This window comes from Sphingomonas sp. SDUR79, from assembly GCF_056821745.1.
Genome location: NZ_JBPDIN010000001.1, coordinates 2,735,765 through 2,757,959 on the forward strand (window position 1 = coordinate 2,735,765; position 22,195 = coordinate 2,757,959).

At 64.9% G+C, this 22,195-nt stretch carries 8 protein-coding genes; 3 read left to right on the top strand and 5 right to left on the bottom strand.

From position 1 onward, the window contains the following. Positions 1-2: 2 nt before the first annotated feature. The 3 genes from ACRYLO_RS13515 to ACRYLO_RS13525 all read right to left on the bottom strand — a co-directional run bounded on the left by ACRYLO_RS13515 (position 3) and on the right by ACRYLO_RS13525 (position 8,716). Complete coding sequence (locus ACRYLO_RS13515; RefSeq protein ID WP_482660635.1) at positions 3-2,339, bottom strand: hypothetical protein; 2,337 nt, start codon at positions 2,337-2,339, stop codon at positions 3-5. A gap of 336 nt (positions 2,340-2,675) precedes the next feature. Beyond that, positions 2,676-6,065 (bottom strand): UvrD-helicase domain-containing protein, encoded by a 3,390-nt coding sequence (locus ACRYLO_RS13520; protein ID WP_482660636.1) that lies wholly within the window; start codon positions 6,063-6,065, stop codon positions 2,676-2,678. Beyond that, positions 6,065-8,716 carry a PD-(D/E)XK nuclease family protein gene (locus ACRYLO_RS13525; RefSeq protein WP_482660637.1) on the bottom strand — a complete coding sequence of 884 codons (2,652 nt, stop codon included), beginning with the start codon at positions 8,714-8,716 and terminating at the stop codon, positions 6,065-6,067. The genes ACRYLO_RS13520 and ACRYLO_RS13525 overlap by 1 nt, the downstream gene beginning before the upstream one ends. 128 nt (positions 8,717-8,844) lie before the next feature. On the opposite strand from ACRYLO_RS13525, the gene ACRYLO_RS13530 reads away from it, so the two are divergent. Continuing rightward, a complete protein-coding gene (locus tag ACRYLO_RS13530) occupies positions 8,845-9,729 on the top strand; it encodes a BrxR family helix-turn-helix transcriptional regulator (protein WP_482660638.1) in 885 nt (294 codons plus the stop codon). 326 nt (positions 9,730-10,055) lie between these two features. Here ACRYLO_RS13530 and ACRYLO_RS13535 read toward each other — a convergent pair whose 3' ends face one another. Further along, complete coding sequence (locus ACRYLO_RS13535) at positions 10,056-10,982, bottom strand: hypothetical protein (RefSeq protein ID WP_482660639.1); 927 nt, start codon at positions 10,980-10,982, stop codon at positions 10,056-10,058. A gap of 59 nt (positions 10,983-11,041) precedes the next feature. Then, positions 11,042-12,112 (bottom strand): protein-glutamine glutaminase family protein, encoded by a 1,071-nt coding sequence (locus tag ACRYLO_RS13540; protein WP_482660640.1) that lies wholly within the window; start codon positions 12,110-12,112, stop codon positions 11,042-11,044. 765 nt (positions 12,113-12,877) lie between these two features. On the opposite strand from ACRYLO_RS13540, the gene ACRYLO_RS13545 reads away from it, so the two are divergent. Then, positions 12,878-16,018, top strand: a complete 3,141-nt coding sequence (locus ACRYLO_RS13545) for an STY4851/ECs_5259 family protein (RefSeq protein ID WP_482661747.1) — start codon at positions 12,878-12,880, stop codon at positions 16,016-16,018. Then, complete coding sequence (locus ACRYLO_RS13550) at positions 16,018-22,083, top strand: DEAD/DEAH box helicase (protein ID WP_482660641.1); 6,066 nt, start codon at positions 16,018-16,020, stop codon at positions 22,081-22,083. Before ACRYLO_RS13545 ends, ACRYLO_RS13550 begins: the two co-directional genes overlap by 1 nt. Positions 22,084-22,195: the final 112 nt, after the last annotated feature.

Consider the following 22,195-nt stretch of genomic DNA (forward strand, 5'->3'; position numbering starts at 1 on the left):
CGTCAGTCGACCTCCACAAGCAGCACGCGATTGCAGCAGTTTGCCGCTCGGGCGAGGCCAATGGAGCCGAGCCGGTGCTGCTGCGCATCTGGCAACGCATAGTTGCACTTCGGGCAGGCCTTGGCGCCGCGCCCGACCTTCAGGATCTTCCAACCGTTGCCAGCGGCGAGGTGTCTGCGGATCGTCCGCATCTCCTCAGTGGGGTCGAGCAGAGGCAAGGGAGGGGGAAGCTCGCCGCGCGAGACATGCCTGGCGGCGATGATCACCTCCTCGACTGCACTGCTAATCAGGCGAACCTGCGAGGCGAACGTTTTAAGTCCGGTCGGACCGGCTATCACCTCTGCCAGTCTCGACACGCGCGATCCAGATCCGAGCGCCTCGGCGAGCCCTAGGCCCTCCTCGACGGAACCAAGCACTCGCGCGAGGCGACCGCGCGCCACCTCCGGGCTCGACGTGGCGAGACCGTCGAGCAGCAGAAGCACCGCAGCCATCCCCCGAACATCCTGGGACAGCTCCGTTGCGGACAGATGACGCACGGCGAGGTTGCTCCACCATGCGACAAAGTCGATGACGCGCCTGACCTCAGGCTTGCGGAGCAGCACGAAGCCCGCGATGTCTGCCGCACGCTGCAGCTCGACCGCAGGGTCAGAGGGCACCCGCTCCGCCAGTACTTCAAGCAGAGCGTCGAACGCCGCGATGACGCGGACGTCGTCGTCATCCTCTTTGCCGCCGTCTTCCGCCTCGACGTGATCCACGGTCGCGGCTTTCGTGCGCATGGGGATCGTGGTCCAGCGGACACGGAGCGCGGCGAGGATGCGATCGAAGGCGCCCCGGGTGGACGGACCGCCGAACTCCTGGTGGTCGTCGGCGGCCTCGTGGATCTCAAGGTCCGACAATGAGATCATGCGAGAGGCCGGCTCAGGCTTCTCTGACTTCATCGAGGCGCTACGCCAGGCGGTGGCAGTCACGCCGGGATTGCTCGCGAAATACTCGAGGACACCGGCGAGGTCGTCGTCGTCGTCTGAACCACCGGCGACGCGGATCATCGGTCCGATCACAGCACCCCATCGGTTGTTCAGCTCAATCGCGTCTGGGAACCCGACGAAGCCACGGATCTGCGTATCGCCCCGGCGTAGGACTAGGGTAGATCGACGACGCCCATAGCTCGCGTTGGGGACAAGGACGCCGCCCTCGAAGCTGCCGTCGGCAGACACGCAGATCTCACCGAGATCGTGAACTACACCATCGTGATCGAACTCGGCCGCCCAGGGCCCCGGCTCGCACTCGCTCAGCACCGAACCCTTGAGCCAGTTGCCGAGCAACGTCGCCTGCAAAATTCCGAACGAGGCTGCCGCGCTCTGATCGACACGTGCCAAACTCTTCTCCAGAGGGATGATCGCAGATGCCCGGGGAAGCGTGCCGTCGACGACGCGGACGACCCCTAGCTCTACGTTCTGCGGATCGCCCAACGCCGCTAGGCTTCCATTCATGCTTCCGCTCAAGAGCAACGATCCGAGCTCGCACTCGATCTCGACCAGTTTCGCGTGAAGGGGTCCCGCACCTTCTGGGGCAAGAAGCTCCAGCTCCACTGGCGAAGCTGACGTTCGCGAAGCGGAAAACGGAAAATGGTGACCGTTCACGGCTAGCAGCTCGCTATCGTGGACATGCACATCGACTGCGGGGGAGCCGAGCAGACGCGCTAGCTCGTCGACGGCCCGGCTGGATCCGAAGTAGGGCGCGGCGACAGTCAGGCGGCTAGCATCCCCAAGCTCTGCCGCCTGCTCGACCAGCTGGGACGAGATCGACCGCGTCACGTTGTGAACAATTCGCGCGCTTCCAGACGGAGGCACACCGCGCAGTCGGGCCACCCATGGCTCGAGCAGCGCAGCGTCGGCACCCAGCAGCCTGTCGGCGAGCGCCAGCTCCTCGATGAAGTCCGCAAGCCCGTTCAACGCGGTGCCGGAGTGCTCCGGCCGCAGGATCTCGCACAGCTCAAGGTTGTAGCCCCAACCTCCGAAGGTGAGGTTCCCCGACCCGACGACGGCGGACGGACCATCGGGGCCGTCCAGGATCATGAACTTCGGGTGGAAGACGTGGTTCGGGATCCGAATGGGGTGCAACGCATATGTCCGGCCCACCTCCCTGGCACCGGCTTCACCCAAAGCGCCCGCTACACCCTCGACATCCGCGAGAATATCGATCGACCGCACGCCCGACTGCCGGAGCGACGGCAGGACGATGCCTTCGAAGAAGCTGAGGCTGAGGACGTAGGTCCCGATGAGCGCGCGCGTCCAAGGACCTGACCGCACCAGTTCTACTGGAGAAAACTGCTCGCTCATCCAACGCGCCTCCGCGCCGCACCACAAGATGCCACAGGTGCTCTCCCACCCCAGATTTGCGTCGCCGACGACGCCGCGCAACAAGCCTCACGCATCCCGCCCGGCTGCGTCATCGGGGCCGTTAGGCGATCCGCATACGACGGATGATTATGATCTTGGGTAGCGCGACGGATTGCGCGTGGCCCAGCAGATTCGGGTCCTACGCGCACCATCTCGGCCCGTCCCCATCCCACGCGGCGGTCGGCGTGCAGGAAGAATCCGCTCCGGCTGCGACTTGCGCCACGGCGCTCGCACGGCTCCCCGCAGACGCCACTTCGTCGGACCTCGCGACGCGGATCACGCAGCCAGAGCCTGCGGCGTCGGCTCGACCTCGATAACGGTCCCGCTCGTCATCAGGACGATCAAGCCACGGCCAGCGCCGGTCATGTCGAGATAGGCACGGACCTGCGCACCGTAGTGCAGCACAATGCCTTCGTCCGGGCTAACGTCGCTTTTCCAGTCGACCACGACGGCGGGGTGGCCCTCGCCGTCAACCGTCACCGCGTCGGCGATGCCGGCGGTAGCGACGAGCCCGGCGTCCTCCTCACGGATCGAGTAGACCGGAAGCTCGGCGATCAGCGCAGGCCGAAGCCCGGCGATCTCCGGCAGCGAAAGCGTGCGAACCACACTGGCCGAGAGCTCCTCGGGCGAAAGACCCGACAATGCGTCCGCGACTGGTTGCCGTCCAAGGGCGCGGATCAGCTCGGCTGCTCGGGCAGCAAGGGCGTCCGCATTGTCGGCGGTCTCACCGGTGAGCACCTCCTCCATGAGCTTATGGAGGATCAGGCCGCGCTCGCGGCCACCCCGCACGGGTGTTGGCGTCTCCAGGCTGGGCGGCGGCGCGTCCTCGGCGCCGGCCCAGATGTCGGGCTGCTCGGCGGCCAGCACCGAGCCCTCTCCGTCCTCGTCCCGACTGGGCGCAAGCCACGTCAGCCTGACCTGACCCTCGACGATGGTGGCAGCCTCGGCCGCGAAGATCTCGCGGGTCTGCTCGTTCGTGTTGCCAGAAGCGATCGCGACGGGATTGGGAGGCATCTGTGAAACGTCGAACGCAGGCAGGCCCGGGAGCGTGAGATCAACGAGACTGATCCAGGTGCCTTTGCCGAGCGCGACGTCCAGGCGAGGAAGGATCAGAAGCTCCCGAGCGCGCGTGGCGGCGACGTACCAGAGCCGCACACGCTCGCGGTTGAGCTCGTCGCGCTCGGCTTTAAGAGCCTCGTCGTAGCCGGACGGGGCAACCCCTAGGACCTTGCCGTAGAAGGTGTCGGTCGCGCGATCGACGATCGCGTTGTCCCCCTGGTTCACCGTGGTCATCGTGTTGATCGGGATCACGATCGGCCACTCGAGACCCTTGGCCGCATGCATGGTGAAGAGGGCGACGGCCTCCTCCTGCGCATCGGGACGTCCCTCGACGGCCCGCGCCTCATCCTCCCATGCGGCGGTCATCGTCTCGGAGAAGGCGCGAAGCCCCCTGACCGCAAAGCCGCGCGACAGGCTCAGATAGAGGTCGATGTTGGCGAGCGCACGCTCGGCCTGACCGCCGTGGCGGTCGAGTAGTATCGGCCTGACCCGCAGCATATCGACCGCCTGCGAGAGAAGATCGTACGGCGTGGTCGAGTTTACGCGGCGCTGCAGCGTCTGGAGCCGCTCCATCACCTCCCGCGCAAGTGCATGGCCGACGAGGGCGCCATCGATGTTGAGATCGAGACGCGGGATACGGTCAGGCTCCTCCTCGGAACGCGGCAGCGCCCCGACGATGTCGAGCAATTCCTCCTCGCTTAAGCCCACCAGAGGTCCCCGCAGCAGGGCGCCGAGCGCAAGTGTGTCGCGCCGATCCGCCAGCACGCGCGTGATCGCGATGAGGTCCTGCACCTCCTGCCGACGGTAGAGACCCTTGCCGGCCTGGGTCGCGACCGGAACCCCGCGCTGCTCGAGCGCCTCCTCGTAGCGCCACAAATCCTTGCCGGTCGGCGCGAGGAGCGCGATGTCGCCAGGCAGGCACGCCCTGGTTGTGTTGGTCCTGCGATCGAGCACCTGATGGCTGCCGATTAGTCGGGCGCACAGGTCGGCGACCGCGTCCGCCTCGGCGTCACGCTGCTGCTCCGCGTTGGCAGTGCCATTCTCGACAGAAGCCTCCACGTCGAGGGCCGCCACGCAGATGCCGCCCGCGGGATCGTCGTGGAACGGGTCGAGCGCGGTGAAGCCTGGCTGGCCGTCCGAGGAAAGGATCGCCTCGAAGCGCTCGTTGACGAAGGTCAGGATCGAACTGCATGAACGGAAGTTCGTCGAAATCGAGACCAAGCCGCCCGCGTTCTGGCTCGAGAAAGCCGAGCGCGCCTCGACATAGGCTCCGACGTCCGCGCCGCGGAAGCGATAGATGGCCTGCTTGGGATCGCCGACAAGGAACAGCGCGCCGGGCCGGATGCGGAACGTCGTCCAGTCGGCCGCGTCCTCGCCGGGCTCGCCGCAGAGCCGCCAGAAGATCTCCGACTGAAGCGGATCAGTGTCCTGGAATTCGTCGACGAGCACCCGCTCGTATCGCCTGCCGAGCGCCTGGCGGACGTCCTCATGGTCGCGCAGCATGTCGCGCGCCGCGAAGATCAGATCGTCGAAATCGAGCTGGGCGCTCGCACGCTTGTGTTCGGCGTAGCGGTCGAGGATGGGCTCGGCCTCGGCGATCAGCGCGGTCAGAACGTGGCTCGCGGCCGCCTGGATCAGGCCGGTCCATGCATCGCATACGGCGATGTAATGGCCCTTCGCGGCATCGTTGAGCTGTGCGCCGTCGAGCTTCGAAAGACCGACCGCGCGCGCTGCTGTCTCCCACTTGCCTTTCCGAGCGTAAGAGCGGAACTTCCCCGTTCCCGTGCAGAGCGCTGGGTCCGCCGGGGTAACGAGGAGTCCTACGAGGCCGACGGGCGTCGCCACGACCGCATCTGACGGCAGAGCCGCCGCCATCCCCGAGAAGCGCTGCGCAATTTCGTCGGTCTCTGCCTCCTTCGCTGAGGTGCCCTGAAGATAGGCGTTCAGGTCGGCGGCTGCCTGGCGGAAGGACTTCAGGAGTTGGGGCAGCGGCGCGGCTGCGGGCGCCGAGAGCTTTCGCCTGCGCCGCAAGCTCTCCGCGATGCGGTGCATGAGCGCCACGGCTTCGCCATCGGCGTGGAGTACCATCTCGGCCAAGACACCGGCACTGCCGTCCGACAAACGCGACCGGAGCCAGCTGTCCACAATCTCGAGGAACGTGAGGTCGGCCTGCCCGCGATCCATCACGGAGGCGCCCGGATCGATGTCGGCCTCCACCGGATAGGGCTTGATCAGGCGCTGGCAGAAGCCATGGATCGTCGAGCAGGTAATCTCGTCGATAGCTTCGCTGGCCTTGACGAGGTTCTCGCGCTGCTGCTCGGTAAAGCCGTTCGGAAGGCACACGCGCAGCTCCGGGGTGACTTGTCCGGCAGCAAGGTGCTCGACGAACTCGCGAACGCGGTTCAGCAGTTCGCTGGCGGCGAGCTCGGTGAAAGTCACCGCCGCGATTGCGCGGGGCGCCACGCCTTCTGCCAGCATCATTGCGATCCGGCCGGCCATGACAGCTGTCTTGCCGGAGCCAGCCCCGGCCTCCACGAGCATCGAGCGGTCGTGGCGGCTGATCGCATCGCGCCGCGCACCGTCATCAGTGAGGATCTTGGTCGTCATCATTCGGCCTCCCAGACAAGAGTCGCGTCGCCCATCCTGGCGGCGACGGCGGATTGCTTGCGCTTGCAGTAGGTGGCGCTGGCATTCGCCGGCAACGCGAAGGCGAGATCGTCATAGGCTCCGCCGGTGTCGGGCCCCGGAAGAACGGCTCCAGCCGCAAACGACTCACGCGCCGCCCGAAGGTAGACGGTGACCTCCCTCAGGAGCGCGCCCGGATCGTCGAGCTGCAGGTCGAGCGGTTCCTTCGCATAGAGGAGCGAAGCAGTGATTCCGATGTCGTCGCCGAGCATCTGCCGAACGGCGAATGCATAAAGGCAGCGCTGTAGCTCGCGCCCACCGTTCAGTCTGATGTCGCTGCCGGGCGCCTTGCCAGTCTTGTAGTCGCGGACGACGGCGCTGCTCCCGTCGGCAGCCAGGTCGAGCCGGTCGATGTAGCCCGCGATACTGAACCCCGTATCCGGGATGGTGACCTCGACGGCGGCATCCCACGGCATCGGAGCACCGGACTTCGCCTCCGAGCCGCCGAACGGCACCTCGCCGAATGAGCGGGTTCCGGGCAGGTGGTCCCCCCCGAAGGTGAGTGCCACGACCGCAAGGCCGCGCGCTTCGGCAAGCGTGCGGCCCCAGATAACCTGCGGGGGCACGGCGCGCTCGCTTTCCCACTCCGCAGCGACATTGGTCGCCGCGCTGGCGACTGCGGACTCAACGGCACTCCGGTCCGCGGACGCCAACCCACCGTTGGCATCTAGCGACTGCAGGGCACGGTCCAGAATCTGGTGAACGAGGTCGCCATTCTGCAGGGCGTCGAGCACGAGCGGCTCCGCGCTGCTCTGCGGCGCACTCCACTTGAAGGCATAGCGCCAGACGAAGTTCAGCGGGCTGCGCAGAAGGGTTCTGAGCGAACTGGCCGACTGGACGCGACCGAGGACCTCCAAGACCAGCGGGTGGTCCGCACGCACCAAGCCGTCATGCGGCGTGACATCGGTCAGTCGCCAGTCGCGCCAGCACTCCTTCGCGCTCGCGGCCTGCGCATCCAGCGCGAACTCCTCCCGGCGCGCCATGAGACGGTCGGTCTCGCTGAAGGCGTGGCTCGGAACCGAATTGTGGCGCAGGTAGGTCTCGGCACCCCGATCGACGAGCAGCGGACTGCGGCCCAGCAGGCGGCCGTCGCTGTCCCGCCGGGCGCTGGAGAGCACGACCTGGCGCTCCGATGTCGCCAGAATCGTCTCGAAGTCGCGACGGTCCGCCAGCGCCACCGGAAGCGGATCGAGCTCGGAGGTCGGAATGACGTGGTCCGGGATCAGGCGATCCTCGGAGATGCCACGCGGCCAGCGGGAGGAGTTGAGGCCCAGCAGCCGGACATAGGCGCGCGGCGAGGCCGCGAGCGCGCTGGCCGGCATCCAGGCCACGGAGACGCAGGCATCGACACTGTCGTCCTGCTTCAGTGTCTCGAGCGTTTTGTCGATCGATGCGGAAGGTCCCGCGAGGAGCGCCTTGCGCCAGATCGCAAGCGCCCGCCCGGCGAGAAAGGCGGTGCCGATCTCCTCCGCAGCGGCGTGGCCTTTCTGCAGGAGCTCGACAGCTTCCCGCAGAGAGTGGGTGTGATCTACACCGTCCGGCCACTCCTCCGGTCCGAGCCGCGCGAGCAACCGGGTCCACGCGGTCGCGCTCGAGAGGGGCGCATCGGTCGGGAGCACGCGCAACCAGCCATCCGGCAGCGGAGAGAGCGGGCCGCTGCCGCTGCAAAGCGAGGCCAGCCGCCGGAGACGGGTCTGAGACAGTCCGCGCACCACCACGTCTGCGAGCGCCGCGGCGGCCTGGCCGTCACGGGTGGTGACCGTGCGGATGCCGTGGACGAAGTGGACGTCGATGTTCGCATCCGACCGCAGAGCGAGAATGTGATCATCATAGTCGGCGGGCGACGCCGTCGCGATTGCGATTTCCGAAGGAGCAACGCCCGAGGCCAGGAGCTCTCGCACCCAACGCATCGTCTCCACGGCCTCGTGATAAGCGGTGGCGCCGCTCACGCTGCTGACCGAGGGCGAGAAGGAGGCCGAACGGATCACCTCGACGTCTGGGCCCAACCACTCGGGCACATGGCGAGGGCCAGCGACCCACCGTACAGAGACGTGCTGCGCAAGCAGGTCGATCAGCGGCCGCCAGCAGGGAGAGAGCTCGGTAAGGCCATCGAGCTCGACGTCGCCGAGGACGGCAGGAGCGTGTGAGATGCGGGAGCTCGCGGAGGCGACGATGTCGCACGGGCGCATCATCCCGTCCGGCAGCTGCGCAAGCACCGCAGCCTCGAGACACGCAATGGCGTCGAGCCTCGGGTGATCACCAGCGCGGGCGGAGAGGTCGATGCCAGCGCGCCACGCCTTGTGCAGGGTGTCGGCCGCGGCCCCTACCATGCCCGGCAGCGTCTTGATCCCCTCGAGCTCGCCCATCGCGGTCTGCGGCAGGACCGCCTGGATAGTCTCGCGGAGCGTCTCGTCATCGATCGGGCGACCAAAGCCGCCGGCGAGGCGCACAGCGGCCTGCTCGAACGACATGATCTGGAGACCGTGGGCGGCACTGCGCGCTGCCTGGAGCCGCGCCCCGCGCATTGCGAGCCTGCCGTGAACGATCAGCGTCGAACGCCTGATGCCAGCCATCCTCTTTCCCTTTGAACCCTGGGCGCGATCGTTGACCGAGTCGCATGATACGTATATCATATATACGGGTCGCGCGGATATATCCATATAGTTTCTATCCCCATCCGCATTTTAGAAGGTCTGTGTTGATGGTTGAGGTCGGAAGCGCGCTGCAATGGGGCGTCGAACGGAGGCTGGAGTTCATCGAGTTCCGCCTCTTCTGGGAGGGCGGAGTGAACCGCTCCGACCTGATCAAGACCTTCGGTGTCGCTGTCGCCCAGGCATCTAAGGATCTCACGCTCTACCAAGAGCGGGCGCCCTCCAACGCCGTTTATGACAAGAGCGCCAAGCGCTACGTGGCGGGTCCAGATTTCAAGCCGAAGTTCCTACGGCCAGAACCAGCAATCTACCTCTCGCGGCTCCGGTCGCTCGCGGACGGGCTGGTCGAACCCGGCAACTCCTGGATAGGCTCACCACCCGACACCGACATCGCGATCACGCCCCGCAGGCGCGTCGAAGTGGACGTCCTAAGATCAGTCCTAGCCGCGGTCCGGGAGGAAGCCTCGGTCGAGGTGCTCTACCAATCGATGAGCAAGGATCGCGCCGACCCCGCATGGCGACGCATGTCTCCCCACGCCATGGGCTACGACGGCTTCCGCTGGCATGCTCGTGGGTTTTGCCATATCGACGGCAAGTTCAAGGACTTCCTGCTGCCGCGCATACTCGACGTCCGGAACCCCGGTGATCGAGGCGCGCCGCCCGAGCAGGACCATCAGTGGACCGGCGTCTTCGACGTCGTGATCGGACCCCATCCAGATCTGACGCCCAGCCAGAAGGCGGTGGTGGAGAAGGATTTTTGCATGACCGACGGCAAGGCTGTGCTGACCGTCAGATACGCGATGCTCTTCTACGTGCTAAAGCGGCTCGGCCTGCTCGGCGACGCAACCAAGCTCAGCGCGCGGACCCAGCACATCGTGACCCTCAACCGGGAAGAGACGGAGCAGGCACTGAAGGTGGCGGACTTCCAGCTCTGAGGCTCACGCGGCCTGCGGCGGGACGTAAGTGACTGTGCGCATCCAATCCAACCGATTGGCGTGCCAACGGAACGCAGCTGACTATGCTCATCGACGAGAGCGGGCGGTCGAACATGTGGGCGGTCCGCTCGGCGCTCCCGGGCGCTGACGAGGCATTCGTGCACGTGAAGCAGGACCTTCTTCTCGGCTACCCTCCGGAGCGCGTCGACCACCCTCTCCAGCGACGCCGCGTCTGCGGGCGTCAGTCGGCCTTTCACCGAATGCATTATCTCACTCATCGAAGCCCCCCCCACCCAGGCGGGGTCCGGCAACCGATCCTGATCGGGTCAGATCCCTTCGAGGAGCGCCTCTAGCGCATCCTGCGAGGACGGCGACCATACCTCATCAACCCTTCTCCCGCCGAGCATCTCGAAGACAACCTCGAGACCGGCGAAATCCTCCGGGTCGACCTCGTCCACCGGAATCGCTTGCCCGGTCTCCACAGACCGGGCCGAGAAAACGACCACCTCGTCGTCGGCGAGTTGGTCTTTCCAGTTCCTAACCGCATCCGCCACCGTCGCGGCATCCTTCGTACGGTCGAGGAAATCCGGCAGGGACCTCACGTCGTCCTTCGCCATCGCATGTCTCCCGAGACCCTCCACGTGTGGTCTTGCCCACTCGACGAAGTGCTGGAGGTGCCGCCGGCGGATCGTCGTCCCGTAGTTCATCACCGAGGCTTTGTCGTTCCGGTGCTCCGAACCGCGTCGATATTCGTCCGGCAGGCCGATCATGTGGCCGAACTCATGCTTGATCGCGGTCTGCGTGCGCTGACCTCCCAGCCTGCGAGTCTTATCGTCGTTGCTGTCGAGCTCTGCGTCGAACCGTCCATTGTAGCATCCGCGGCACACGGCACTTCCGCGCCATTTTGTCCGGTCCTTCAGCTTGAACACCTTAACCCTGAAATGGACCTCGGCCGTGGAGGCGGAGAACCGCGACACGAAGCGCACCGAGATATTCTCGCCCTCGATCACGACGTGATCCGGAGTGTCCCATGTCTTGGAAATTTGACTTCGCCATGTCTCCAGGAAGCCCGAGCTCTCCTCGTCCGTCCAGTCGATGTCAGGGTCTCTCTCGTTGGGCGCGAATCCGAAGTGCAGATCATGACAGACCTCGATCACGAGTTGTCCAGGTGCGATGCGGAGCAATCGCAGATCGTAGCGTCCATTCTTCCCGAATGACTGGAGTCTGCTTGCCGCCAAAACGTCTTCGGTCATGCTAACTCCTGCGATCAAGTGTGTCTTCCGGCTCGCGTCCGACAAACGGTCGTCGACTTTCAGACCTTGCAGTGGGCGTATGGGGGCGCTCCATTGCCGTCCATCTCGGACAGGAATGCGCGCCGCGCCTTTCTCAGGTGCCCGTCCACGTAGCGAAAGTCCTTATCGTGGACCGGCTTGCCACCCCGCGTGTAGTTGTAGACCTGCCAATCGGTGGTCGTGACCTTGGCGTCATCGTCCCCCTGCGCCTGCACCCAAATGTCTAGCGCGACGGGTTCGTCGAACATGGAGGGGTCGAGCACCACCGCCTTTGCATCACCACCACCGGAAGGCGCAACATGGACGAGGGGGGCGACATGCCAGCCCCACCGCACGTAGCAGTCATGGTCGTTCCTCGTCGCCGCCCTCAAACGGCCACGGGTCCAGACCTTCGCGGGAGTTATGCCGAACTGCCCAATAAGAATGCGAGCCATGGCGTGAGCGCGCGACCAGCAATAGTCCGTCGGATAGAGGAAGGGTATGCACGTCGCATCCACCTGGGAGACATCGCAGGACAAGCCTACGATCGCCTGAAACGCCTTCATGACCGACTCGAAGTCGAGGTCTGCCATTTTGACTAGGGTCTCGGTTATGAGATCCCCACCCGTCGGAGGCCCGACCTCTTCGGTGAGCATCCACTTCTGCGAGAGACGGCGCACCTCGACGATGCCGCGTGCATCGACGATTTCGACAGGATGCGAATGCTCCTCGGCCGATCGCAACATTTCGGCCAGTTCCTCGAAACGGGGCTGGTCGCGACGTAGCACATGAACGGAATGCGAGTTGGATACCTCTATCTCGAGATCGCCGTTAGCGGCCTCCTCGATATCCAGCACATGGCCGGAGATAGTCGGCCGGACTCTCTCGAGCTTGCCGTCGTCAGCCTGGACGAACAGCCTCTCGCCATCCTGTCGCGCACTTTCGAGGAGCGGAAGCAGTCTCGACAACCGCACGGAACTGTCGGGTAGCCCAAGACGCTCGCCACCCGACAGCTGAACGCTTGGCGCCGATTCGCCATCTTCGGTGATCGCGTCGAACATCTTGGTCCGCGGGTTCGAAACGCGGACGATTTCGGTGATGAATTGCGCCATTTCTCTTCCCCTCCCGACGAACATCTATCCATCGAAACCACAACGCAAGATACTTCATCGTAATCGAATGTCTCATGACTTAAATGCGACATGACAGGCGCTTTCAAATCGCCTTTTATTGGGACGATGAGCGAGCGCGATCGCAGCGTGGGCAAGAGTCGGCAAGACGAGCGTCATCCCTATCTAGCAGCCGCGGAGGTGCGCTGGCTTGCCCCAATCAAAACGGCGGACTCGAACCAGAATCCGCCACATAGCGCGGCGGCTAGTAGCATGACTGCAATGTCTTATGCTGCGACCGCCATGACGATCCGACCGACAATGAGCGGCAGGCCGAGGGCGGCGGGCGCAGCGCCATAGCGCAGGTGGACGTCGAAAGGCGCGGCGCGGATCACTCACAAGAGATTCACGATCGTAAGAAATTGGAAAATGGTGACAACTACTCCAAGCTGCAGCAAGTAGAGTGTGGCGGAAACGCATCCGAACACATCGCGAAGATAGCACTCATTCGAGCTGCAGGCTGGGGGAAAGGTGACCGGGGGCGACTATGCAGCACGCATCGAAGCTGCAAGGAATGATGCTGACGAGCTAGGACGCATTGCCGACGAGTTGCAGTCGTCGAGCGATCCAGAGTCCCGTCGGCTCCGAACTCGTGCGATCGCGCTTCGCTTCCACTTGCGGCGCGCCGCAGGCCTCCTTCGCCCGCGGCGGGTTCTGACGACGCTCCAAGGAGCCGACCAGACGCCTCCATGGATCGTGGCGCTCGGTGTGCCTCTGATCGATGGTCGCCCGCTCCATGGATACAGGCTGGCAGACGACAAGTTCACGGAGCTTCAGACTGACCTTAAGGCAAAGGGGCCTGCACTCATGTTCGCAGTGGACAAGGTGCTCGCCGCCAAATTCGTTCTGTGGGCCGCCGAGTGGTTCCGTCGATGCTACGACGGAACCGGCCAGCGGTGGGATGCGCTCGGAGCGCCTCTCGGCCTTTCAGCCACATGGACGAACTACCGCAAGCTCACAGACATCGGACTTCGATATTGGAAGATTCCCGAGCTGCGCATCAACGGCACGCATCACCGCCTCGCTGCGATCGCTCGGCAGGGCGGTTTTCCACTCGCCGCTCTTGAGGGAAAAGGTGCGGGATGGGCTCCCCGGTTCCTTGAGCGCCTCGTAGGAATGCTGCTGGCGCAGCCGGACGCCTCGCTGGCGGTGGCAGAGCGGATCGCAGGATCGCTTATGGGTCTCGTTCCCGAGACCTGGCGCAGCCAGGAGATCCGCATCGTCTCCGCCGAGCTGGGCGCAGAGATAGTGCGGCTGCGCCGCTTGGCCGATGCGGCGGGTGCGCCGGAAGGATCCTTGACCTCGCTGTGGCTGGACCAGCACCATCCAAGCTGGCGCGACGAACTGCCGGTGGGTGTCAGCAGTGAGGCGGGTCGCGCGCTCATCGACGGGCTGATGAAGACGACGGTGCTGCGGGGCGGCGCAGGCGCGGTCGGAGTGCGACGCCTGCTGCACTTGGCAGATGGCACCCGTCGAGAACTGGTGGAACTCAAACTTACGGGCACGCTGAACGACATTGAGGGACGAGCCATCTCTCGCAACCTTGAGGACGACTGGAGCAGGCTGCGCCTCTTTCCGTCGAGCGAGTTCGCCAGGCACGTCACGGGCGAGCTGGCGACGGCCGATCCCGATGAGGACGGGACCTGGGCGTCAAGACCGAGCACCACCCGCAGCAGGTTCGATCTTCCGATCGCGGTACCGGTGGTCGCCGAGCTCCGCGGAGCCGGGGCACGGGTGGGTGAGGCCTTCTGCCTTCCGGGCGGAGAAGCAGTGCGATCAGCGATACGAGTGTATGTCGCCGATGACGAGGCGGGTCGAGACGGTACCCATCTCCTAACTTTGGTCGGTACCGGCAGTGGTGGATATTCCGCGGAGCAGCTCTTCGTAGACCTCCCAGACAGCTGGAGCTGCTCGCCCCATAGTGAGCAGGCTGCATGTGAGCAGGTCGCCGGCGGAAAGCAGGGGGGAAGAGCGCTGTGGAAAGCGGAGGGCGCCGTTATGGCAACCTCGGAAAGCGGCGATCGCTTCCTCGTGCGATCCGGGCAGAAGGGCGCGCAGCGCGACAGCCTCGTGCTACTCGGTAACTTCGCACGCGATTGCACGAGCGTCGACGCTTCTCTCCACCTGTATCTCGGCTCGCCACGGTTCGTGCTCCGGGAGGGCGTCCGAGAGCGAAGCGCGGCATCCTCAGAAGTCGTCTGGAGGACCCAAGGCACCTCGGCTTGGCAGGGGACAACGCGGCAGCCAGAACTCGGGCCATGCGAGTTTGCGTGGCGGGACCAGCAGAGCGGTCATATCCGCAGCCGGGTAGACGCGGTGATTCTCCCCGCTGACTTCTCGATCGAAAGGCGAAACATAGGGGACTGGCTCGAGCTCCGCGTATCCGGGTGGCCGGGACGCATGGAGATCGACGGAGGCGTGAAGGTGTCCAGCGACTGCTGGCGCTTCGCCATGCGAGGCAGTCCCCAATCAAGCACGACGCTCAGGCTGTTCTGCGATCGTGGCGGGTCAGTCGAGATACGGATCGCGCTCCCCCATCAGGCCTGGATCGACGACTGGAGGTCGGGACCGCTGACGAGGGACGCGCGGATTTCCCTTTCGACGATGAACCGATATGTCGCGCGTGCCGACGGAAGGTGCGAACTGATGGCGGACCTCTTCGATCGCCATCGCAAGCCGGTGGCCCAAGGGATCGCCAGCTGGTGGGTCGATGGAGAGCTTCCGCTATCCACCATCCGCGACGATCTCGCTGCCCTGCTGAGACCGCTCGGCGACATACGAGCCACCATCAAACTCAACTTCAACGACGGATACGACAACGTCTGGTCGGTGGGAGAGTTCGACCACAATCTCCAGCGGGAGGGCCGAGGCTGGCGACCTGACAGCGCCGTGATCGAGGAGGACGTCAGGATCGTCGGCCGCGCACTTCATCAACCTGCCTCAGAGCGCGAGTTTGGATACTACGGCTCGCTGGCCAGCGGCAACCACCGGCCCTTCGAACTGCCGACGCTGCAGGGCGACTGGCTCGTCTACCTGCGTTCGAACGAGCGAGTGCTGAGCTGTCCCCAGTTCATCCGTGGTGCCGATATGTCCGCGCCTCCGACGTCCGCATTGGGAAAGGCGATGGCGATCCAGGAGCGTGACCATCGGCTCGAGGCCATCTGTCGACTCCTCGACGAGGTCTTCCAGGAACCGAGCTCAACGGAGAGCCGTGAGGTCGTGAAGGCTGCGATAGGGATAGCCCTGTCCCTTGATGGCATGCCACCGTCCACCTTCGACATCCTCGCCCTGATCTGCGATCGGCCACTGCTCGGGACCATGATGCTCTTTCATGCGCCGATCGCGGACATCGATGCGCTGCTTCGACTTGCAGAGGGGCTCCCGACTGCATGGACACTGATCCCGTCCCAATGCTGGGAGGAAGCGGCGCGGGCGCTGGCAGAGTACCTCTTCCAGACCGCACCGGACGACCCCCTCCTCGTGGCGCGGATGGTCAGCGATCGAAGAAAGGCCATAGCTGAGCAGGAGCCCGCCCTTGCGCCTCTGCTGGGCTTGAAGGCCGACGAGGCTGATCTTCATGCGGCTGCAAACGCATTCCTCAATCGGTCGGACGACAGGATCCAGACGATGCAGAACCCCTTCCGCCCGCTACGCTCAGAGATATTGCCGAACTGGACGGTCGGCGAGCACTTCTGGCGTGCGCTGGACGCGCCGGTCGCGGCCGCGCTCTCAGCTCTAGGGCATGTGAAGCTCGAACCGGCGGAGGTTCGATGCGTCAAGGATATCAGCCGGCGCCATCCGCGCTGGTTTCGCGAGGCGTTCGCTGCCACGCTTAAGGAGATGCAGTAATGGCAGATGCTGATCCCGCCGACTTTATGGCCAACCCACTATCCGTCGACCAGCGGCTCCGCGAGCGGGTCGCCTCAGCGGTGATCTCGCAGGCCGGCATACGCCATGATGAGCTCAACGCCTTTCTGCGGGATCATCTGTCGTGCAGCGACGTGTCCCGAGGCGCCCTCCTAGCGGAACCGGCGCTCGAGGGCGCGGCTGGATATGTCTCCTCCGGCAAATCTCCCTCTGACCTTCGCGGCAACCTTCTCCACCCCAGGTTGGTGGATGCGCTGATTGGACACGAGGGCCAGCCCTACCGGTTCGACTATCCAGCGTATTCCCATCAGCTCGAGGCATGGGAGCATCTCCTTTCCCAAGATCGCCGCTCGGTGCTGGTCTCAAGCGGAACGGGCTCCGGCAAAACCGAATGCTTCCTCGTTCCGATGCTCGACGACCTGGCCAGGGAGGTCGATGGGCGAGGTCGCCTGATGGGTGTACGTGCTCTGATGCTGTATCCGCTTAACGCCCTGATCGCGAGCCAGGAAGAGCGGCTCCGGCGGTGGATCGCGCCGTTCGATGGCGACATCCGCTTCGCGCTCTACAACGGCCTGATGACGGACAAGCGCAAGGACGAGCGCGACCGGGCTGAAGCGAGCTTCCCGGAACAGGTCCTCTACCGCCGCACGCTACGCAGCGATCCCCCGCCCGTGCTGGTCACCAACAGTACGATGCTCGAGTATATGACGATCAGGAAGGAGGACCACCCCATCGTGGAGGCATCGCAGGGCCTTCTGCGATGGATCGTCATCGACGAGGCGCACAGCTACGTGGGTTCTGCAGCCGCAGAGGTGTCGCTTCTGCTTCGACGCGTGCTGCAGACGTTCGGCGTGAAGGCGGCGGACGTCCGCTTCGTCGCCACGTCCGCCACGATCGGTGGATCGGATGAGAGGGCCAAGGCCGATTTGCAGCGATATCTGGCGGACCTTGCGGGGGTGCCGACGTCCCAAGTCCGCGTGGTGTTAGGCGCTAGGCAGGAGGTCCCGCTACCGCCCAAAGGGGACGGGCGATCCCCAGCCCTAAAGGGCAGTGATTTTGCGCGTCACCCAGTCGTGCAAAACTTCGTCCGAGAGGCTGAACAGGGACCACTGTCGCTCGGCCGCGTCCAACAGATGGCCTCGGCAGCCGGTATGGACGCAGCATCCTTGATCAACGGCGTGACTACGCCCGGCGCCGCCCCGGAGGGTAGCGGCCCATTGCTCCCGCTTCGCGTCCATCAGTTCATCCGAGCGGTGCCCGGTCTGTGGTCGTGCATCAACAGCGCGTGCACGGGCGAAAAGCCGACAGGGTGGCCGTATGGCGGAATCTCCTTCCAAGCCGAGGATCAGTGCGGCAGCTGCGGAAGCCAGCTCTTCGAGATCGTCAGCTGCCGAGAGTGCGGTGAGCCCTGGCTCAATGCATTCGACCATGGAGACAGGCTACTGCCCGCTGATACCGCTCCGGATCGTGACGAATTCGCTGCGGCAAGCGCAAGAGAGATGGACGAGCCTGGAACCGACGAGACCGGCGACGAAGCCGAGGACGAGGAGGCCCCGAGGTTGACGGATGGCGAGCGGCGTCTGCTCGGCGTCCGCCCGCTGCCTGATCTGCGCGAAAGAGGCGTCCAGCCGCTGGACGGTACACTTCCCGAGCGGCGCGGTGAGGGCACCACGGTCTGGATGAGCAGGCCCGTGGACGATGGGCGCTGCCCTCGTTGCCATGCCGCCGGCAGCGCGAATTCCGCAGGTCCCCTTTGGCCATTTCGGTTCGGAGCGCCGTTCCTGATTCAGAATGCCACTCCCACAATGCTAGAGGGTGTGTCTGCGAGCGCGGTCGATGGCATCGAGCTGCCAGCGGAAGGCCGACAGCTGATATCGTTCACTGATAGTCGCCAAGGCACTGCGCGCTTCGCGGCCAACATCGAGACGATGTCCGAGCGCAGCTTCGTGCGATCCTTCGTCTATCACCTTGTCCAGAAGGCTTCGGCCAGATCCGAGCTTCCTCCAGAGGTGCGTGCCGAGCTTGAGCAAAAGCGCGACAAGCTCGCGATTCTCGCCCGGGACGACGAGATGTTCGCCTCCTACCTCGCGGAGGTCGAGGCACAACTCGCGGGGCAGCCGACCGATGGAGACGTACCTTGGTCGACGGTGGTGAAGGCTCTGGGGAGCGAGCCCATGGTCCGGCTTTGGATCGGTCGCGTTTGGGACGCCGACAGAGACGACCGCTTCCATAGAGATCCCGACGCACTCGCGAACTATCTTCTGCTGCGGGAGCTGGCGCGCCGGCCACGGCGCGCGAACGCGATCGAGACGCTCGGCTTCGCGAAGCTAGCTTTCCCGGGGATCGACAAATTGACCGCGGCGCGCATTCCCCGGCGCGTGAGCGAAGGAGGCTTCAAGCTCCAGGACTGGCAGGACTACCTCTACTTCCTCGTAGACACGGTCGTGCGTGCCAACTTCGTGATCAACATCGGTTGGGCCGACGCCCGTTGGCTCCTGCCCAAGCAGGCGTTCCTGCGTACTATCGTCGGCCCCAACGAGCCTAAGCGGAACGCGTCAGACGTCGTGTGGCCGCAAGCACGTGCGGTTGGAGCCAAGACCAACGCGGTGATACTGCTTGAGAGGACGCTCGGACTGGACAGCGCGTCCGGCGAGGATCGCGCAGCCATCAACGACATCCTCCAGGCCGCTTGGGATCAGGTGCGCCCACTGCTCGAAGGCACCGGGTCGACGCTCTCGCTGGCCCTGGACAAAGCCTCGATCGCCAGCGTCGGAACGGCATGGCTGTGCCCGATCACCCACCGCGTTCTTCCGCGCCTGGCGATGGGGAGATCGCCATATGGTCTCCGGGGGTCGCCCCCCGGCAGCGATGAGAAGTCTATTGAACTGAGCTTCCCGCATCTCCCGAGCACCTTCCCCAGAAACAGCGTCGATCGCGAGCACCTTCGCTCCTTCGCCGCCACGGCTCCCGAAGTGTCGAGGCTGCGGAAGCTCGGCGTCTGGTCCGACCTCCACGACAGAGCCGCGACATTCGTCCCCTATATCCGAGCGGAGGAGCATTCCGCCCAGCAGCCTCCCTACAGGCTCCGGGCGTTCGAAGAGCAGTTCAAGAAGGGGGAAATCAACTTGCTGGCGTGCTCCACGACCATGGAGATGGGCGTGGACATCGGATCGATCGAGGCCGTGCTCAACACCAATGTGCCGCCTTCGATCGCCAACTATCGGCAGAGGGTCGGCCGCGCAGGTCGGCGAGGCCAGAGCTTCGCCTCCTCACTCACGTTCGCACGCAACACGCCGCTCGATCGGGAAGCGTTCCTCGACCCGGTGCGGTATCTCCAGACAAGCCTGCGCTCACCCAGAGTGAAGATCGATTCGAGGAGGATCGTTCAGCGCCATGTCAACGCTCTCCTGCTCGCGCAGTGGTTCCGAGAGGCGGCGGGCGAACTCAACCGGGTCAAGGCGGGAGACTTCTTCGGCTTCCCTCAGAGCCTAACGCTCGACCCTCCCGAGGACTCGCCCATCGCACAGTTCCTTGGATGGCTGGGGCAGCCGAGCACCGCAGCACGTGTGAGACCGCAGGTCGAAGCGCTGACATCCGGTACGGCGCTGGACGCAGCGGACAACGTTCTTTCCACCGCGCGGGAAATGTTCAGCTCGGCGGAGCAGTCCTTCGGCGCGCAGTGGCGATCGCTGCGCGAGCAGTCGAAGACGCTTGCGGCGGATGCGCGTGCCGGGCTGGAGATCCAGGTCAGACGCATGTGCCGGGAACCCCTGCTCAGGGAACTGGCCAATCGGTCGCTGCTGCCGGGCCACGGATTCCCGAACGCAGTAGTTCCGTTCATCACCGATTGCGCAGAGACGCGCGACAGACAGCGCGGCCGCCAGGATGACGAGGGGGAGACCACTCGCAACCGACGCTACGACTATCCAAGCAGAAACGCCGATGTGGCCATCCGCGAGTATGCTCCCGGTGCCGAGATCGTCGTCGACGGCCTAGTGTGGACGTCGGCAGGGGTGACCCTCAACTGGGAGCGTCCAGCCCACGACAACGGCGACGCCGAGATCCAGAGCATCCGCTGGGCCTGGTCGTGCCGGGACTGCGGCGAAGCCGGTTCCGCGCTAACAATGGTGGAGCAATGCACCGCCTGCGCGTCGATCGCGGTGGAGCGACAGCAGTTCCTCGAGCCCGCCGGGTTTCGCGTCGACTGGCGAGCCAAGCCGCACGCTGAAACGGACAAGGTCGAGTTCATCGAGCCCAGCCCGGCGCGCATCTCCGCCCGCGAGGCGCGCTGGGAGCCACTGCTGGACCCGGCCCTGGGGCGCGTCAGAGCGACTGCGAACGGGATGGTGTTTCATCACTCGCTGGGGCGATCCAAGCAGGGATACAGGATCTGTCTGGACTGCGGACGTGCGGCCGAGGAGGGCGACACGTCCCTCGTGGACCACGACGCGCTGATGCCGCCCAAAGGCGGCGCGGGCCGCTGCTCCGGCAACGACAAGACCTTCGCGATCACTCGCCCGCTCGCGCTGGGACATGAGGTCCTGACGGACGTGGCGGAGTTCCAGCCCGCGCATCTGACCGATGCCGGGGCGGCCTGGGCGCTTGCGTCCGCCATGCGAGAGGCTCTTGCGCGCCGACTGGGCATAGAACCTAGAGAGCTGGGGCTGGGGGTCGCTAGGCGGTCCGGAGCGCTCGAGGCTCCTACCTGCTCCCTGTTCATATTCGACCAGAGCTCGGGCGGAGCGGGATATGCGCCGCGCCTCCTCGACGATCTGACGCTTGTTCTTCGGAATACGCAGCAGATCCTCGACTGCCCCCTGGATTGCAGCAGGGGCTGCTCATCCTGCGTGCTCGTGGCGGACCTCTTCGCTCAGCAGGAGATCATCGATCGTCGTGCGGCACTCGCATTCGTCACCCGCCTGCTGGTCGAACTGAGCGAACCCAAACCGGAGGACGTGCCCGGTCCCCAGGCCGCACTGAGCGCGCCCGTTGCGGACGTGCTTTCCCGACGGGCCGGGTCAGGAGACGTCGCAGCAGTCTTCACCGGTCCCGCGTTCGATCTAGCGACGCTCACCGAGCCACCCATGTCGACAATGCTGGCATCGCTTCGGAAGGCAGGCGCGGACGTCCGCCTGGTCCTTCCGGTCGGGCTGCTCGATCGAATGGACGATGCGGCGCGCGCAGGCTTGCGCAACGCGTCGCATCGCCACGGCTTTACGCTCTGGGACGCCGAAGCCGTAGAGGGTTCGAACGGATCTGCTCTGGTAGCGGCCCTCCGCGTCTCGGGCGGCGTGGAAGGGTTCTTCACGCGCGACAGGGCGGCGGCCATCCTGGGGAGCGCATGGGGAGCAGGAAGCGAGCATCCGCTCGTGACGATGCCGATGTGCGAGATGCCGGCAATGTGCCGGATCGATGATAACAAGCTCGAGCGAGCCCTAACCTCCGGCGACCGCGTGAGGATCATCCAGTCAGATCCGGGGAGACCGGCGAGACAGTTCGGTCCAGGCCTGGTGAACCGAGTGCTCAAGGAGGACCTCGAGGCTGCCGGCCTCTGGAAGCCCGGGCAGCTCAAGGCCATCAGCTACTCGGACAGGTACCTCAAGGCGCCGCTTCCAGTCCTGCTGATGCTTCGCACGGTCGCTGCGCTCAGAGATGCACTGGCACCTGAGCGAGCTGTCATACCACTGACGATCACGACTGAGCCGCTGAGAGACGACAACTACGGGGGGGCGCCATTCAAGTTGCAAAACAACTGGAAGAGCGAGGAAGATCGCGCGGACGTGGTCGAGGCTCTGGCCGGACGTTTGCGCTTCGAATGCCATTACCAGGATTCCCACGCGCCACACGGAAGGAAGATGGCGATTCAGTATGACGACGGGAGCGAAGCCTTAATCCTGTTCGATCAGGGTTTCGGGTACTGGCGCGCCACGTCCAACGACCGCCATGACTTCCGAGCACGTCCGGCCGAACAGGCGTCAGCGCTATTGGAGGCCGGCGTTTTCGTCGCCGGCATGGGCGAGAGTTACGTGGCAGTGACAAGATCATAGCCCACCGCAGGCGTGCGATAAGAGGGCTTGCCGTGTTTACGGCAGTATCGGTTGCCGTGAACGAACCGTCGCCATGGGCCGAGAGTGGAGGAAGTTCACTCTGGCGATCCAA

Coding starts and splice junctions, on each gene's coding strand:
- ACRYLO_RS13515 (WP_482660635.1), bottom strand. CDS start 2,339: ATGAGCGAGCAGTTTTCTCCAGTAGAACTGGTGCGGTCAGGTCCTTGG.
- ACRYLO_RS13520 (WP_482660636.1), bottom strand. CDS start 6,065: ATGACGACCAAGATCCTCACTGATGACGGTGCGCGGCGCGATGCGATC.
- ACRYLO_RS13525 (WP_482660637.1), bottom strand. CDS start 8,716: ATGGCTGGCATCAGGCGTTCGACGCTGATCGTTCACGGCAGGCTCGCA.
- ACRYLO_RS13530 (WP_482660638.1), top strand. CDS start 8,845: ATGGTTGAGGTCGGAAGCGCGCTGCAATGGGGCGTCGAACGGAGGCTG.
- ACRYLO_RS13535 (WP_482660639.1), bottom strand. CDS start 10,982: ATGACCGAAGACGTTTTGGCGGCAAGCAGACTCCAGTCATTCGGGAAG.
- ACRYLO_RS13540 (WP_482660640.1), bottom strand. CDS start 12,112: ATGGCGCAATTCATCACCGAAATCGTCCGCGTTTCGAACCCGCGGACC.
- ACRYLO_RS13550 (WP_482660641.1), top strand. CDS start 16,018: ATGGCAGATGCTGATCCCGCCGACTTTATGGCCAACCCACTATCCGTC.